The sequence below is a fragment of the Candidatus Merdisoma sp. JLR.KK006 genome, from assembly GCF_036941035.1.
Taxonomy (GTDB): Bacteria; Bacillota; Clostridia; order Lachnospirales; family Lachnospiraceae; genus Laedolimicola.
Map to the genome: position 1 here is coordinate 33,810 of NZ_JAYMNS010000007.1, position 16,744 is coordinate 50,553.

Here is a 16,744-nt window from a genome sequence, read left to right on the forward strand (position 1 = left end):
GTGACATTCGTATCTTACGGGGTATGGGGCTGTCGGAAGATAAGACAGCCCCTGTCTTTTGAAAAGGAGAATCGCATGGAAAGTAAGGTCATCCTAAAAGCGGAACATATTACAAAACAGTTTCCGGGGGTGAAAGCACTGAGTGATGTAAGTCTGGAGGTCCGGGAGCACGAGGTGCTGGCTCTGCTGGGAGAAAATGGTGCGGGGAAATCCACCCTCATCAAGATCCTGGCAGGCGTACAGCCGCCAAACTCCGGAGATATTTATGTAGATGGGGAAAAAGTACGTTTTCCCACTCCTGTTGCGGCTCAGAATGCGGGGATTGCCGTGGTTTATCAGGAGCTGGCCAATGTGAGCGAGCTTACGGTGGCGGAGAATCTGTTTATTAAAGGTTATGGACAGAAAAATCATACTTTGAACTGGAAGCAGATCTATGCGGAAGCTGAAAAGATTGTAGCCGAGGTGGATTTAAAAATAGATGTACACAAACAGATGGGGCTTTGCACGGTGGCGGAGAAGCAGCAGATAGAGATTGCCAGAGCTCTTTATGAAAATGCCAGAGTTCTGATTCTGGATGAGCCTACGTCTGCTCTGAATGATAAAGAGATTCATCAGCTTCTGGAAAATATTAAAAAATTAAAAAGCCGTGGAGTGGGCATTGTTCTTATTACACATAAGATGGATGAGATATTTGCGGTTTCGGATCGGGTGACGATTCTTCGTGACGGAGTTTCTGTGGCTCAGAAAGAGATTCAGGATATTACGGAGCAGGAACTGATCCGGCTGATGGTGGGCCGGGAGATAAAGGACATGTATCCGGATAAGAACAATCATCCGGGAGATGTGCTTCTAAAGGTAAGCAATCTGCATAACCGTCATGTGCATGATGTATCCTTTGAATTGAAAAAAGGAGAGATTCTGGGGGTCTACGGTTTGATGGGCTCAGGGCATCTGGAATTGGGCAAGACACTTTTTGGATGCTATCCGGCCACCCGGGGAGACGTGGTGCTCAACGGGCGGAAAGTGCGGATGTCCTGTCCCAAACAGTGTCTAAAGGATGGCTTTGCATTTGTGCCCAGTGAAAGGAAAGCAGAGGGACTGGTGCAGATTCAGTCCGTATGGGAAAATATAATGACTGCCTATTATGAAAACGGCAAGAACGGCTGGCTGGTGAGACGGAAAAAAGAAAGCGGTATCGTAGAGAAATGGATACGGAGCCTTTCGGTTAAAACCCCGGGGCCCTATGCGGCTGCGGCTACGCTTTCCGGCGGAAATCAGCAGAAAGTGGTGTTGGCAAAATGGCTGGAGATTTCTCCGGAGATCATTATTATGAACGAGCCTACCCGGGGCATCGACGTGGGCAGCAAATCCGAGATTTATAAGCTGCTGAATGAGCTGTGCGGTCAGGGAGTGTCCATTATTATGATTACTTCGGAAATGCCGGAGCTGCTTGCCATGTCGGATCACGTCATTGTAATGCATGAGCACCGGGTACAGGCTGCATTCAGCAAGGATCAGCTTACGGAAACAAATATTATGACTGCGGCAATAGGAGGTTGAGATATGCAGACTATAAAGAACAGCCTGAAAAAGGTATCATCCATAGAATTTATGCCCCTGGTGATTGGATATATCATCCTGATTATATTTTTTGCCATAAAATCCGATCATTTTTTTACGGTAAACAATTTCCTGAATATTGCCCTTTATGCAGCAAATGTAGGAATTCTCTCCTGTACCATGACTTTGATTATTGTGGCGGGCCATATTGACTTGTCTATCGGATCTGTGATTGCCCTGGGAGGTGTTGTCCTCGGTACCCTGCTGAATAAGGGAATGCCCATTGGAGTTGCCATATTGGGAGCGATTGCGGCAGGTGCGTTGACGGGATTGTACAATGGAATTCTGATTACACGGATTAAGATCAATGCATTTATTACAACCCTGGCAGGAATGGAGATCTTCCGGGGCATGTCCTATCTGGTTACCAACGGAAAGGCAATCACGCTGTCAAACAACGTAATTAAAGCAATCGGACGTGGATACACACTGGGGATTCCCAATGCCGTGCTTATAATGCTTGCCGTGATTATCATTTTTACATTGGTGAGCAAGTATACGGTATTTGGACGCCGAATCTTTGTCATTGGGGGCAGCAGCCAGGTGGCTTACCTGTCCGGCATTAATGTGGAAACAAATCTGACCGTGCTGTTTGTGCTGAACGGAGTCATGTGCGGCCTGGCATCCGTGATCTATTGTTCACAGCTTGGCTCCGCCATGCCGTCCAATGCAAACGGCATGGAGTTTGATGTTATTTCTGCCGTTATCCTGGGCGGTGCCAGTCTTTCCGGAGGAAAAGGATCCATTGTAGGGGCTTTGTTTGGTGCTCTGCTCCTTGGAACCCTTTCCAATGGTATGGTAATGCTGAACATTCATACCTATTGGCAGCAGGTAATCAGCGGCGTTGTTCTGGTTCTGGCGGTAGTTTTGGATGTTATTAAAAACAGAAGTGCTCAGCGTACGCTTGCGGCATAAGACGCATTGTTGGGTGGTAAAGTCGTAAAGAAGCTGTTGCACAGCAGCTTTAGATCAGTAATATCCTGTCAGTGCACAGATTGATTTACAGACACATCTTTTTGTGGCTGGAAATTGATCTACATAAGGGTGTACTGACAGGATATTACGGAACTCTAAATAGGAGAATGATATGACAAGAAGTGAAGCAGCAAAGGAATTCGGGATTTTGTCTCGAGAGAAAGTAGATGCGAATATAAAGTTTGCGGAAGATATGGAACTGCATGGGAAAAAGATTCAGGTACCCTGTCGGAGCGGAATGCAGGAAGCCATATTCTATCCGGCCGGGGGAAAAAAGCCGGCCCCCGTCATCTTTGAGATTTACGGTGGATGTTTTTCTCAGGGCTATGTGGCAAACAATGACAGGATGCGTACCCGCATGTGGGAGAGTACCGGCTACAATGTCATAGGCCTGGACTACCGGAAAAGTCCGGATCACCCCTATCCCTGCGGACTGGAGGATGTGTTTGATGCCGTATGTTATTTTCATGATCATGCAGATGAATATGGAATTGACAGGGAGCGTATGGCAACCTGGGGACACAGTGCGGGAGGGAATTTTGCCTGCGTTCTGGCGTTGATGGCAAAGGAGACAGGGCGTTTCTCTCTGAAAGCACAGCTTTTGGACTATCCCTATCTGGATGCTTATATTGAGGGGATTGAGAAGACGACGGCGTCCATAGGCCTGACAGCGGAGGTGCTGGACGCTATGAATGATATTTATGCAGACAAAGAAACCCGCCATGGAAAATATCTTTCCCCGGTTTATGCCACGGCAGAGGAGCTGAAAGGTGTGGCACCTGCGGCCATTGTGATCTGCGGGCAGGATCCCCTGCGGATGGAATCGGAGACCATGGTGCAGCACTTTCTGGATGCCGGAGTTCCGGTATTGGTACGAAAATTCCCTACGGCCAGTCACGGATTCCTGGAGCACTGGTTTTTCCGTGAGTGGTACATGGATACGCTGTCCCCGGAGGAGCGGGTGGGAATTCCCGATAACATCGAGGAACTGGCAGAGGAGGGACTGGCCTTTGTGATATCTGCGGCAAAATATTTTATGGAATTGTAACAGCTGTCTGCAGAAATAAAAAAATGTTGACAAATAAATGCTAATCGTGTAAAATAACATCTGTTGTGAAACACAGTCACAACAGATGTTATCTGCCCAGATAGCTCAGTTGGTAGAGCAGAGGACTGAAAATCCTCGTGTCACTGGTTCGATTCCGGTTCTGGGCATTTATATTTTAATATTGCATTATGCGGGTGTAGTTCAATGGTAGAACACCAGCCTTCCAAGCTGGACACGTGGGTTCGATTCCCATCACCCGCTTTTGTTTTTTTGTAAGGAACCCGGTAAATCAAGGGTTCCTTTGCTTTTAACCCGGCTGATTCACCACTCCCACAAACAGGGGCAGCCCGTCATTCCCAGTAATGGCGAATAAAAATGGCCGGTTCACCACAAAGTCTACCTCTTCCTCTGGCGCCATACCTGCGCCGCACATGGCCATAATCGTATAGGCAGCGGCAGTGCAGCCTTTTTCATCGATAGTAACCCGGGCGGCATGCTCTGCCCTGGACATAAAGATGCCCTCCCTATCTGCTGTCATGGGAGAAAAGTCAGAAACATCCTCATCAAATATATCTGTAATGCCAAGCTTCTGCAGGCCGGGGATTAGATTCATATTGGAAGCGGCATCAAACTTGGGCACAGCCAGATTTACGGTCAGATGCTTTCTGTTTTCCCAATCTCCCCTTGACGATAGAAAGTTCATGGCTTCTTCATCCTTTAGCAAATCGCCTACAGTGATCCCTTCATCCGGCAGAATCAGCCACATAGCGCCGCTGCCGTCAAGCTCCTTGGCGGTAGCGGAGAACTTATCTCCCCAATAATATTCCTGGCTGTTAGTCTGATGCATAAAATCACAGTTCATATCCTGCCTGGAAGCGTGAAAAACATCCGGTGCGGTATTTTTTTCCATAAATTCTCCGGACCATTTTGCACGATAATAAACAGTTGAAGCCAGAGCCAGAATTGTATCCGCATCCAGGTTCACATTGGCGCACTGCTCATCTAAGAGTCCCCCTGTCTGTTCGTTCAGCCAGCTTTGAAGAGCTTTATCGAATTCCTCAGACCCCATGCTTCCCTGATAAGAGGAAGCATAATAGGTCCTGGCAAGCTGCTCCATGGTGGAGGGATTAAAGCTTACATCCTCATTAAGCCACAGAGAGCTTGCAAGAATACTGGTGGTGGCTCCGTCACTGCAGTAGTTGGCATTCCAGAGTGCGAAAGCCAGGGTGCGCAGCTCTTGTATGTTATCTGTTCCCAGCAAATCTAATATCTGCCGGCGGCTGTTTCCTTCTGTCAGTTCAGCCAGCATGCCCAGGGCCAGATAGACATTGAGGGGAGAGTAAATGCGGTTTTCGCCTTCCTGTCCGGACAGAAATTCGGGAATGCTTTTGCAGAGGAACCCTTTAAGCTTCCCGTCGTAAGCGGGCGCATGGCTTTGCTGGCTTTCCGGATCTTCCTGCCAGGCGTCATAGGCATCATAAAATGCATCATCGAACTCTCCGGTTGAAGGATCCGTAAAAGCAGCCTCATCCGGATAAGGTGCCATTTCAGGGTAGGACGCTTTGGCAAGAGTGAACGTGGCGTCAGGTGTACTTGCGCTGCAGGCAGCCAAGGCGCCGGCAAGCAGGATGGACAGAATAGAAAATAAAGATTTTTTTCGTAAATATGTATGGATCATTTGCAGTTCCTCCTATCTTGTGGATTTGAAACTTTCTTATTTACATATAAGAACGTAAAATATACAGCAGTTACTACAGGTTTTCGGAACTTTTAAACATGGATTGGGCACCAGCATGACGATCACAGAGCCGGCATGGTAATGTGGTGCTATGTAACAGACGACTTTACTTGCCCGGGATCTTTGCTTGAAAATCAGAAATAAATCCGTTATAATCAACTAGAATGATAAGAAAAGGAGTTTTTTTCTATGGTTCAGTTTACAAAAAAAGCAATCGTAGAAGCATTTCTTGAATTGCTGAATGAAAAGCCGCTGGATAAAATAACAGTGAAGGAGATTGTAGATAGCTGCGGAATTAATCGGAATACCTTTTACTATCATTTTGAAGATATTCATGCGCTGCTGACCTTTGTGATTGATGGAGAGGTAGAGCATGTAATTGCAAAGCATGCGGATGTGAAATCACTGGAAGAAGGATTTATTGAGGCGGCCTACTTTGCCTTGAATAATAAACGGGCAGTTTATCATATTTACAATTCAGTCAATCGGGAGGAATTGGAACGCTATTTGAACAGTATTGCGGAGGAAGTAATGCGGCGGATGGTAGAAGGATTGGATGCAGTTGGAGATGTACCTGATCTGGATCGGGAGTTGATCATTCATTTTTATAAATGCGGCTTATCAGGAATGGTAATGGCCTGGGTAGGTGAAGGTATGAAGGCGAATCCGGAGCAGCTGATTCGGAAGCTGGGAGATTTGCTGGAAGGAAGCGTGTCAGCTGCTATGGAAAAAGGACGGCAGAAGGTTAAGGCCGGGAAAGGAAAAAAGACCCTTACATAACTTACTCAATATTTTAGGCAAAAGGGCCCGAGTGTCTGAAATTTAGTTAATTTGGAAACGGTGTACAGATTTTGTACATCGTTCTTTTTTTGTCCGTTTCAAAAGCAATCATTATTGAATAAAATAAAAAGCATCAGAGAGAAGGGAGTGAGCGCAGATGCGGGCAGTTCGGATTGCAAAAGGAGGATATACAATATCTTCGATTGCTTTTTGCATAGCAGGTTTTTTACTGCTGCTTCATCCAGAGATTTCGGCGGCATTGATTTGCAGAGGCATAGGAATCCTGCTGATCGTTTGCGGAGGGTTTAAAATCTGCGGTTACCTGTCACAGGATCTGTATCGTCTGGCCTTTCAGTTTGACTTGGCCTGCGGCATTTTGGCAGTTGTTTTGGGATTATTGATGTTGTTTCGCAGTAATAGTGTTCTGCACTTTCTGAATTTGGTTTTGGGAATTGTGGTGCTGACGGATGGACTTTTGAAAATACAGACAGCTTTTGATGCCAGACGCTTTGGACTTGAGCGGTGGTGGATGATAGGAGGAGCAGCAGTTCTGGCCAGCATTCTGGGGATTTTAATTATCATAGATCCATTCGGAAGCTCTGGAGTCGCCGGAGCAGTGATGTTGTTGGGAGCTGCACTTCTAATGGAGGGATTGCTGAATCTGTATGTGGCAGTCTATACCATAAAGACTGAAAAACAACATGTACGAAATGAGAGAGACTGATAGAGTAAACAGAACTATCTAAGCAGTGCAGAATTATAATAGAGGAGGATACTATGATTAAATTTGGCAAAGGGGTAGTAAAGCTTCGCATCCCCATCTTGATTATAACATTAGCGCTGATGATTCCGTCAGCTTTAGGGATGGCAGCAACACGAATCAATTATGATATGCTGACTTACCTGCCCGGTGATATCGAGACCATGATAGGCCAAGACATTTTGATGGATGAGTTTGGAAAAGGCGCATTTTCTTTTGTTGTTATAGAGGGCATGGAAAATAAACAGGTGGCGGCTCTCAGAGAGCAAATTGAGGAAGTAGATCACGTAGCTACCGTATTGTGGTATGACAGTGTCATGGACCTTTCGGTGCCCATGGAAATCCTGCCGGACGAATATTATGATATCTTCAATTCGGAAAATGCAACCATGATGGCGGTTTTCTTTGACACCTCAACTTCGGCAGACGAAACACTGGACGCTGCGGCGCAAATTAAGGAGATTGCTGGAGAGCAGTGCTTTGTATCCGGTATGACAGCAATGGTAGCCGACTTAAAGGAGCTGTGTGAGCGGGAGGAAGTTATCTATGTAGTTTTGGCGGTAGTGCTTTCCTGCGTTGTAATGACAGCCTTTTTGGACAGCTGGGCGCTTCCGGTGATTTTCCTTGTAAGCATTGGAATGGCAATTCTGCTGAACATGGGAACCAATATCTTTTTGGGAGAGATTTCATTTTTGACACAGGCTTTGGCGGCAGTGCTTCAGCTGGCGGTTACTATGGACTATTCCATCTTCCTGTGGCACAGCTATGTAGAGCAGCAGGAGCGGTTTGAAGGAGATAAAAAACGGGCCATGGCCCATGCAATTAAAGCGACAATTACCTCCGTAGTGGGAAGTTCCATTACTACGATAGCAGGCTTTATTGCGCTATGCTTTATGAGCTATGCCCTTGGATTGGACTTGGGGCTTGTAATGGCAAAAGGCGTGGTTTTCGGCGTTGTTGGCTGTGTAACCATACTGCCATCCATGATTTTGGTCTTGGATAAGGTAATTGCAAAAACAAAGCATCGTCCGTTGATGCCGGATTTCGGAAAGCTGGTACGGGTCGTGGTACGGCGTTATCCTATATTTCTGATTTTGTTCCTGCTGATTCTTCCGGCTGCTTACTATGGATATGATAAAGCGGGGGGAGAGGTTTATTACAATCTGGGCGGTTCCCTTCCGGAATATATGGGCTATGTGCAGGCTACAAACAAATTGGAGGATGAATTCTCTGCAGGAGCCACCCACATGATTCTGCTGGATAAAAATGTTTCTTCCAAGGATGTGAAGAACATGGTGACAGAAATGAAGGAAGTAGATGGTGTGGAATTCGCTTTGGGCATGGATTCGGCTATTGGTTCCAGAATTCCGGATGAAATGATACCGGACAAAGCAAGGAACGAACTGGAGAGTGATAATTGGAAGCTCCTTCTGGTACAGTCCAAATACAGCACAGCTACGGATGAGGTAAATGAACAGATAGAAGTGCTTCAGGATATTATGAAAAAATACGATGAAACCGGAATGCTCATTGGAGAAGCGCCTTGTACCAAGGATTTGATTGAGATTACGGATCACGATTTTCAGGTGGTCAATACCATATCCATTATTGCCATCTTTGTCATAATTGCAGTAGTGCTGAAAAGTATTTCTCTGCCTGTTATTTTAGTGGCAGTTATAGAATTCGCAATATTTATAAATCTTGGAATTCCGCATTTTACAGGAACATCCCTTCCCTTTATTGCACCCATCTGCATTAGCACGATTCAGTTGGGGGCAACCGTGGACTATGCGATTTTGATGACAACCCGGTATAAAAAGGAGCGGTATGGAGGGCAGGATCGGGTGGGGGCCATCTCAACAGCATTGACTGCTTCCCTGCCGTCGGTAATTGTCAGCGCACTTGGATTTTTTGCAGCAACCTTGGGTGTGGCGGTTTACTCAGATGTAGATATGATACAATCGCTGTGTGCACTGATGGCAAGAGGGGCAATTGTCAGCCTGCTGTCAGTAGCCTTTATTCTGCCGGCCATGTTCCTGGTGTTTGATAGAATTATTTGTGTCACAAGTGCTGGCTTTCGGCCGAAGAAATCTAATAAGTAATTGAAGAACGTGAAAAGTTAAATTTAGCATAAATGCAAGATATAGGTTCAGGAGAACTGGAATAGGAGGTAAACATGAAAAAAATGTGTAATGAATGGAAAAAGGGTGTGTCAGTGGTTATGGCGGCTCTGCTTGTATGCGGCAGCATTCAGGTTCCGGTTCAGGCCAAAGAGGCAGAGGGCTGGATCAGGAAAAATGTGCTGACAGCAGTTGAAAAGCTGAATCCGGAAGCAAAAACAGAAGGAGCACAGCTGACTGCTCAGGATAAAAAACAATTAGCTAAGGAGGAAACTGTCTACGTAATTGCAAATGCAGCTGGCTCTCCTGAAAAGCTGATTGTCAGCGATTGGCTGAAAAATGCTATGGGAAGTGAAACTTTGGAGGATACAACAGAGCTGACTAATATTACAAATGTAAAAGGAACAGAAGGCTTTGAGCAAAAGCAAGGCTCTTTAGGCGTATGGGATGCGGCAGGGAATGATATTTATTATCAGGGAAGTATTCAAAAAGAGCTTCCGGTAGATTTGAAAGTGACCTATCAGTTAAATGGCAGAACGGTTTCTCCGGAAGAACTGGCAGGGCAGAGCGGCAAGGTAAATATCCGATTTGATTACACCAATCGGCAGAAGGAAGCTGTAATGGTGGGAGAGAAGGAAGAAGCTTTGTATGTACCTTTTGTAGTTATGACAAGTCTGGTTCTGGACAATGAGAACTTCCGAAATATTGAGGTTTCAAATGGGAAGGTCATCAATGATGGTGAGCGCACCATTGTAATGGGGTATGCGATGCCTGGACTCAAGGACAATTTGGACATTGGCAGTGAGGATTTTGATGTGGAAGAGCTGGATATTCCGGAGTATGTGGAGTTGACTGCGGATGTGACGGATTTTGAGCTGGCAACGACTCTGACGGTGGCGACCAACGAAATTTTTGCAGATATGGATATTGATGCCCAGGAAAAAATGGATGATTTGTCAGCGGATATGGATGAGCTGCAGGATGCCATGAATGAACTGATGGATGGAACTGCTGAGCTGTATGACGGTGTGCTGGAATTGTATGATGGAACTGAAGAACTAACAGACGGCATTGATGAACTGGATGACGGGGCAGAAAAATTGAATGATGGCGCCGGGGATTTAAGGGACGGCGCAAAGGAGCTGTATGATGGCATCGGTACTTTAAAAAACGGAGCAGGAGCATTGTTTGTAGGTGTAAAGCAGTTGGCGGATGGTCTGCAGCAGCTTACCCAGAATGATAAGGCTTTGAATGATGGGGCAAAAGCATTGTATGACGGAGTATTTCAGATGGCGAACGCTCAATTGGCAGCACTTAGTGCCGCAGGTATTCCAGGGATTACGACCTTGTCGCAGCCAAAGACACCGCAGGAAATAAATAAATTTTTGAATGACATTAATAATAATCAGAAAATTATTCAAAGTCTTCTTGGCAGCACGGCCAGTGTGAGAGCCATGATCGAACAAGAGGTGACTGCTCAGTTAACTGGTATCTCAATTCAGAGTCTGGATAATACAGAGGTGCCGGAAGCGGAACCAGAGGAGAGCGAAGACTTGCAGGAAAAGGCATCGGCGGCTAAAGCAACGGAGGATCCCGTGCCGGCAGGAGAAGATTCTGAGAAGACAGTAGAATCTGCTGGTGCAGATACATTAACTACTGTAGAAACAGATAAAAAACAGGAGCAATCATCACAGAATGCAGAAGAAGTGTCTGATCAGGAACAAAAATCAGAGGAGGAAGTAAGTACGGAACAACAAGAGGAGCTGCAAACAGAACAGGAAGCGGCAGAACAAGAGAACAATCAGAGTTCAGACCAGGAAGCAGAACCACAGGCAGAGGTTCAGGAAAAAGAAATAGTAATGGTTCAAACGGGTTCCGGAGCAGGAAATCCGACAGACGCAGTCAAAGAAAAAATGGTTGCTCGTATGACACAGCAGGTCATACAGACATTAACTATGGCGAACGCGACTTTGGAACTGCTGAAAGGAGCGTACCAAATAAACGCCGGAATCGGAAGCTATACCCAGGGTGTAGATAAAGTTTACGAAGGTGTACAGGAATTGCTGAAAAATGCTCCCACATTAAATTCCGGAATTGATGCTCTAAGTGACGGTGCCGGAAGACTGGCAGCAGGAGCCAGCGAACTAAAGGGCGGAACCAGCGAACTAAAAGATGGAACCGAAGAACTAAAGGACGGGGGTCAGGAGCTTCGCGATGGTGTAGAAGAACTGCGGGACGGTTCAAAGGAATTGAAGGATGGAACCATTGAATTCAATGACGAGGGCATCCAGAAGCTGGCAGATACCTTTAATGGGGATCTCCAGGAGCTGTCTGACCGTTTTGAAGGGGTGAAAAGCGCAGCCAAAGCTTATCAATCCTTTGCAGGAATTTCTGACGGAGTAGAAGGAAATGTAAGATTCATCTACAAAACAGCAGGAATAGAAAAATAGAAAGATAAAAAGAAGGCAGTTTCCATATCCAAATTCTCTCAAAGGAGGGGGATATGGAACTGCCTTTTTTATAATGAGTTTGATCTAAAGTGAAAGAATGTAAACATCATCAGGGGTAATCCTGCGTTCGGGGGTGAAAATCAGCCAGTCAGTAATGTCTTCCGGGCTGTAAGCTCCCACATATCCCTCATGAAGTCCTTTGATATAATAAGGCTCCTGAGTAAGCTTTGCAGTAATACTCCCTTCTTGAATATCAGTAACTTCAAACCAGATATGCTCCCGATCATTGGAATCTGTCCGGTGCTTTTTATCCATTAAAAGTCCAATCTTCACCAGAAGGTGATTTTTCTTGTCAGAAAAAGCCTGATACAAAAATTCCATTCGTTCTGCAGCCAGAGCCTTCATACGCAGGGTTTCTGAAGTGGAAAACATATAGATAGGATTTTGGGCAAGCAGTTCATCATAGACAGCAAGGGAAGAATAGTTTCCCTCTTCTGCACTTTCATGAGTGGGATATACAAAGACTGCACAGGTATCTTCATTATGCCCGTCTTCCCGATCGTTTTTTCCGCCCAGCATATCCGGGGGATAACAGGAGACGGCCTCTTCCCAATCAATCAGTGTAACAACTAAAGGAATGCCCTGAGCAACATAAGCCAGGAAAAAAGGCGTTCCATATTCCGGAGTACTATCTGCCTCTAACAACCGATAGGCCAACGTTTCCAGAGTGTTATAGTGGCTCTGATAAGTCTCTTTGTTAGAATTCAGTACTTCCAGCTCTGGATGCCCGCAGCGATTGAGGCCATGCGTGTGAAGCCATACACAGTCTTCCTCCCCGGAGACTGCCTGAGCAGTAAAAAGATAACGGGGAGCAGGGGGGACTGTAGACTGGGCAGCCAGAATGACCCAGCGTCCGGACAAAATCTTTTCCGAGCTGTCATCCAGTACAGCAAGAACATCCGGCAGCAGGGCATAAATTAACTTGAGCTGTAAATGGTAGGAGACAAGGGGGTTTTTTCCGAATTCCAACACCACGGCAAGCCCATACTGAGCAGTTTGAACAGCTTCTACATCAACATCGGGAAAAAGGTGCTGGCAGCGGTAAAGCTCCGGAATGGTAAAATCTAAGGGATAAATTTCGGCTGAATAGAGTTCTCCGTTATAATTGATTTCCAGAAACAGTGTTTCTTCTTCCATGTGTTCTGATAGAAGCTGAAAAGCACCGGTTGTATGAAGCCGGTCCAAAAGCAGCTGCGGATCTTCGATATCTCTGGGCTGAGACGGCACGGCAAGCATGTAAGACTTTGGTTTTTCCATAATCATTTCCTCCTGATTCAATAATAAAAAGGACTGCCGCAAATCCATAGAATGTTTCTGCGGACTGCTGCAATCCCTTTAAAATAACGGAGGAGGGGGGATTTGAACCCCCGCGCCGGTGCTACCGACCTACTGGTGTTCGAAGCCAGACCCTTCAGCCGCTTGGGTACTCCTCCATGGAATAGATTATAATACGACCGGCAAGATTTTTCAAGTTATTCCCTTGTGAGAAATGCATATTTATGTTAAAATTTATCTATCGTGTGGGCTTCAAATGCGAAAGCCCGGGAAAATCTGAACGAAAAGGATGGAGGCGTGCTTTATGAAACGAATCGGAATGCTGACCAGCGGCGGAGACTGCCAGGCCCTGAATGCAACTATGAGAGGTATTGTAAAAGGTGTCTGCAATGCTCTGGACGAGGTGGAACTGTATGGATTTGAGGAAGGCTATAAGGGTTTGATTTATGGAAATTACCGTATGCTGACTCCCAAAGATTTCTCAGGAATCCTTACCAAAGGCGGAACCATTCTGGGAAGCTCCAGACAGGCATTTAAGCAGATGAGAGTGCCGGACGAGAAAGGTCTGGATAAGGTAGAAGCTATGAAGCAGACGTATTACAAGCTGCGTCTGGACTGCCTGGTGATATTGGGTGGAAACGGAACCCAGAAGACAGCGAATCTTTTAAGAGAAGAAGGGCTGAATGTGCTGCATATGCCTAAGACCATCGATAACGATATCTGGGCAACCGATATGACTTTCGGTTTCCAAAGTGCGGTAAATATTGCAACAGACTGTATTGATTGTATTCATACCACAGCGGCATCTCATGGACGTGTTTTCATTGTGGAGGTTATGGGACATAAGGTGGGCCAGCTTACCCTTCATGCAGGAATTGCAGGCGGAGCGGACATTATTCTGATTCCGGAGATTCCCTATAGCATTGACAGCATTTGCGACGCCATTGATGCTCGGAATAAGCAGAAGAAGGGCTTTACCATTCTTGCAGTGGCAGAAGGTGCTATCCCTAAGGAGCGTGCGGCAATGTCCAAGAAAGAATTGAAAAAGTTCATGGAGACTTATACCTATCCTACAGTCTCCTATGAGATTGCCGATCAGCTTACCAAGCGTCTGGGCACAGAAGTAAGAGTAACCGTTCCTGGACATACCCAGAGAGGCGGAAGTCCCTGCCCGTATGACCGTGTACTTTCCACAAGACTTGGAGCTGCTGCTGCCCAGGCTATCGTGGATGATGACTATGGTTATATGATTGGTATTGTAGGTGATGAAACTAAGAGAATTCCGCTGCAGGAGTCTGCCGGAAAATTAAAGTTTGTAGATCCCAATTCTTCTATTATTGCAGAGGCAAAGATGGTTGGAATCAGCTTTGGAGATTAACCCATGTCTTATATGGCGCTCTACCGGAAGTTCCGGCCTGCGGAGTTTGGCGATGTAAAGGGCCAGGAGCATATAGTCACAACATTGAAAAATCAAATCAAGGCAGAACGGATAGGCCACGCTTATTTGTTCTGCGGCACCAGAGGAACCGGAAAGACTACCATTGCCAAGATTTTTGCAAAGGCAGTAAACTGTGAGCAGCCAATAGACGGAAATCCCTGTGGAGAATGTGCAGCCTGCCGTTCTATTGCGGCAGGCACTTCCATGAATGTGATAGAGATTGATGCGGCTTCCAATAATGGTGTGGACAATATTCGTGAGATACGGGATGAGGTAGCCTATTCTCCTACAGAAGGACGGTACAAGGTCTATATTATCGATGAGGTGCATATGCTTTCTATCGGAGCCTTTAATGCTCTTTTGAAGACCTTGGAGGAGCCTCCTTCTTACGTAATCTTCATTTTGGCAACTACAGAGGCCCATAAGATTCCGGTGACGATTCTTTCCCGCTGCCAGCGGTATGATTTCCGGAGGATTTCGGCAGAGACCATTACAGAGCGTCTTAAGGAACTGACGCAGGCGGAAGAAGTATCAGCGGAAGAAAAAGCTCTGCGGTATATTGCCAAGGCTGCGGATGGTTCTATGCGTGATGCGTTAAGCCTTTTGGATCAGTGTATCGCCTTTTATCTGGACCAGGATTTGACCTACGACCATGTTCTGGATGTGCTGGGGGCCGTGGATACAGAAGTGTACAGTGCGTTGCTGCGGCAGACGCTCAAGCAGGATCTAATAGGGGTCATGGAGCAGATTGAAGATCTGGTGCTGCAGGGAAGAGAACTGGGGCAGTTCGTAACTGACTTTACCTGGTATCTGCGGAATCTGCTTTTGCTGAAAAGCTCTGAGCACATGGAGGATGTGCTGGACGTATCTACGGAAAATCTGATGCAGCTTCGCCAGGAAGCTCAGATGATTGAGACGGATACGCTCATGCGCTACATCCGCATCTTTTCAGAGCTTGGAGGGCAGATACGTTATGCCTCACAGAAGCGTGTGCTGGTGGAGGTGGCATTTATTAAACTCTGTAAGCCGGCTATGGAGACGAATACGGACGGACTGCTGGATCGAATACGCGCTTTGGAAAAACAGATGGAGGAAGGCATTGCGCCTGCACAGGCAAATATGTCTGCTTGTGAGATGCCTGTTCCGGATAAGAAGCAGGAAGCGGCGCCTGTGGCCCCCAAGGCATTGCCTGAGGATGTCCAGAATGTGGTGAAAAACTGGTATAATGTGGTGAACCAGCTTCATCCGCTGCTGCGCACTTATCTGAAGGATGCGCGTTTAAAGGCGTTGGGAGATAATCGGTTGGGAATTGTTGCCGCCACATCAACTGGTGAGGATTTTCTGAAAGAGCCGGCTCATCTTACGGAGATTCAGACAGTGATTCAAAAGGGTACAGGAAAAGAGATGGAGTTAGTCATTGCATCCATGGATAACGATCCGCATACAGATATAGGTGCGATTGACATGGAGCAGTTTATTCATATGGAAATTGAGATAGAAGAATAAAAGGAGGATGCAAAAGTGGCAAAAAGAGGTGGATTTCCCGGCGGAGGAATGGGTATGCCAGGCAACATGAATAACCTGATGAAGCAGGCGCAGAAGATGCAGCGTCAGATGGAGGAAAGCAAAAAAGAACTGGAAGAAAAGGAATATACGGCTGCGGCAGGCGGCGGTGCAGTGGAGATTACGGTATCAGGTAAGAAAGAGATTGTAAAGGTAAAGCTGGCTGAGGAAGTAGTGGATCCGGATGACATTGAGATGCTGGAGGATCTGATTATGGCGGCAGCGAATCAGGCGTTTCGTCAGATGGAGGAAGATTCTGCGGCTGTGATGTCAAAGCTGACTGGCGGTCTGGGCGGAGGCTTGCCTTTCTAATGGACTATTACGGAAGTCAAATCAGCAGGTTAATTGAGCAGCTTTCCGCACTGCCGGGGATTGGAAGCAAGACAGCCCAGCGCCTTGCCTTTCACATTGTCAATATGCCCATGGAAAAGGTTCAGGCTTTATCAGAGTCTGTTCTGGATGCCAAGAAAAATGTGCGTTACTGTAAGCAGTGCTTTACTATGACGGATCGGGAGCTTTGCCCTATCTGCAGCAATCCCAAGCGGAACGGTAAGCAGATTATGGTGGTGGAAAACACCAGGGATCTGGCAGCCTATGAGAAGACCGGGAGATTTGAGGGAGTATACCATGTACTTCACGGAGCTATCTCTCCTATGCTGGGAATCGGCCCTGGCGACATCCGCTTAAAGGAACTGATGACCAGGCTTCATGGAGATGTGGAAGAGGTAATCATAGCAACCAACTCCAGTCTGGAGGGGGAGACAACGGCTATGTATATCAGTAAGCTTATTAAGCCTACAGGGATATTGGTGACACGGATAGCCAGCGGCGTTCCCGTAGGAGGTGATCTGGAATATATTGATGAAGTGACGCTTCTGCGGGCTCTGGAAGGGCGTGTTGAACTGTAATAGATTTCC

At 46.5% G+C, this 16,744-nt stretch carries 13 protein-coding genes and 3 tRNA genes; 13 read left to right on the forward strand and 3 right to left on the reverse strand.

The window, feature by feature from the left end; translation table 11 throughout:
- The first annotated feature begins 75 nt into the window (after positions 1-75).
- The 5 genes from VSQ61_RS07775 (at position 76) to VSQ61_RS07795 (ending at position 3,904) form a co-directional block, all read left to right on the forward strand.
- Positions 76-1,560 (forward strand): sugar ABC transporter ATP-binding protein, encoded by a 1,485-nt coding sequence (locus VSQ61_RS07775; protein ID WP_334343871.1) that lies wholly within the window; start codon positions 76-78, stop codon positions 1,558-1,560.
- 3 nt (positions 1,561-1,563) lie between these two features.
- Complete coding sequence (locus VSQ61_RS07780; RefSeq protein WP_334343872.1) at positions 1,564-2,535, forward strand: ABC transporter permease; 972 nt, start codon at positions 1,564-1,566, stop codon at positions 2,533-2,535.
- Between the two features lie 172 nt (positions 2,536-2,707).
- Positions 2,708-3,643, forward strand: a complete 936-nt coding sequence (locus tag VSQ61_RS07785; RefSeq protein ID WP_334343873.1) for an alpha/beta hydrolase — start codon at positions 2,708-2,710, stop codon at positions 3,641-3,643.
- A 94-nt stretch (positions 3,644-3,737) separates the two neighbouring features.
- Positions 3,738-3,810, forward strand: a tRNA-Phe gene (locus VSQ61_RS07790).
- Positions 3,811-3,833: 23 nt separating this feature from the next.
- Positions 3,834-3,904: transfer RNA gene (locus tag VSQ61_RS07795), tRNA-Gly, on the forward strand.
- A gap of 46 nt (positions 3,905-3,950) precedes the next feature.
- On the opposite strand, the gene VSQ61_RS07800 is transcribed toward VSQ61_RS07795, so the two are convergent.
- A complete protein-coding gene (locus VSQ61_RS07800; RefSeq protein WP_334343875.1) occupies positions 3,951-5,321 on the reverse strand; it encodes a serpin family protein in 1,371 nt (456 codons plus the stop codon).
- A gap of 249 nt (positions 5,322-5,570) precedes the next feature.
- Here VSQ61_RS07800 and VSQ61_RS07805 point away from each other — a divergent pair, with 249 nt between their 5' ends.
- From VSQ61_RS07805 to VSQ61_RS07820, 4 genes are all read left to right on the forward strand, one after another.
- On the forward strand, positions 5,571-6,161 hold the full coding sequence (locus VSQ61_RS07805; protein ID WP_334343877.1) for a TetR/AcrR family transcriptional regulator: 591 nt from the start codon (positions 5,571-5,573) through the stop codon (positions 6,159-6,161).
- 157 nt (positions 6,162-6,318) lie between these two features.
- On the forward strand, positions 6,319-6,885 hold the full coding sequence (locus VSQ61_RS07810) for an HdeD family acid-resistance protein (RefSeq protein ID WP_334343878.1): 567 nt from the start codon (positions 6,319-6,321) through the stop codon (positions 6,883-6,885).
- 53 nt (positions 6,886-6,938) lie between these two features.
- Entirely contained in the window at positions 6,939-9,023 is a 2,085-nt protein-coding gene (locus VSQ61_RS07815; RefSeq protein ID WP_334343879.1) for an efflux RND transporter permease subunit, read from the forward strand.
- Positions 9,024-9,097: 74 nt separating this feature from the next.
- Positions 9,098-11,491: a hypothetical protein gene (locus tag VSQ61_RS07820; RefSeq protein WP_334343880.1), complete on the forward strand. Its 2,394-nt coding sequence runs from the start codon at positions 9,098-9,100 to the stop codon at positions 11,489-11,491.
- Positions 11,492-11,575: 84 nt separating this feature from the next.
- Here the strand turns inward: VSQ61_RS07820 and VSQ61_RS07825 are convergent, their stop codons facing one another.
- Both VSQ61_RS07825 and VSQ61_RS07830 read right to left on the reverse strand, forming a co-directional pair.
- Positions 11,576-12,808: a DUF4026 domain-containing protein gene (locus VSQ61_RS07825; RefSeq protein WP_334343881.1), complete on the reverse strand. Its 1,233-nt coding sequence runs from the start codon at positions 12,806-12,808 to the stop codon at positions 11,576-11,578.
- Positions 12,809-12,895: 87 nt separating this feature from the next.
- Positions 12,896-12,984, reverse strand: a tRNA-Ser gene (locus tag VSQ61_RS07830).
- A 146-nt stretch (positions 12,985-13,130) separates the two neighbouring features.
- On the opposite strand from VSQ61_RS07830, the gene VSQ61_RS07835 reads away from it, so the two are divergent.
- From VSQ61_RS07835 to recR, 4 genes are read left to right on the forward strand one after another with little or no spacing between them, the layout of a single operon-like run.
- Positions 13,131-14,204, forward strand: a complete 1,074-nt coding sequence (locus VSQ61_RS07835; protein ID WP_334343882.1) for a 6-phosphofructokinase — start codon at positions 13,131-13,133, stop codon at positions 14,202-14,204.
- 3 nt (positions 14,205-14,207) lie between these two features.
- Positions 14,208-15,770, forward strand: coding sequence for a DNA polymerase III subunit gamma/tau (dnaX, locus tag VSQ61_RS07840; RefSeq protein ID WP_334343883.1), 1,563 nt, complete (start codon positions 14,208-14,210; stop codon positions 15,768-15,770).
- Positions 15,771-15,785: 15 nt separating this feature from the next.
- Positions 15,786-16,139, forward strand: a complete 354-nt coding sequence (locus VSQ61_RS07845; protein ID WP_334343884.1) for a YbaB/EbfC family nucleoid-associated protein — start codon at positions 15,786-15,788, stop codon at positions 16,137-16,139.
- The gene (gene recR, locus VSQ61_RS07850; protein ID WP_334343885.1) at positions 16,139-16,735 is read left to right on the forward strand and encodes a recombination mediator RecR; all 597 of its coding nucleotides are present in this window, start codon (positions 16,139-16,141) and stop codon (positions 16,733-16,735) included. The genes VSQ61_RS07845 and recR overlap by 1 nt, the downstream gene beginning before the upstream one ends.
- Positions 16,736-16,744: the final 9 nt, after the last annotated feature.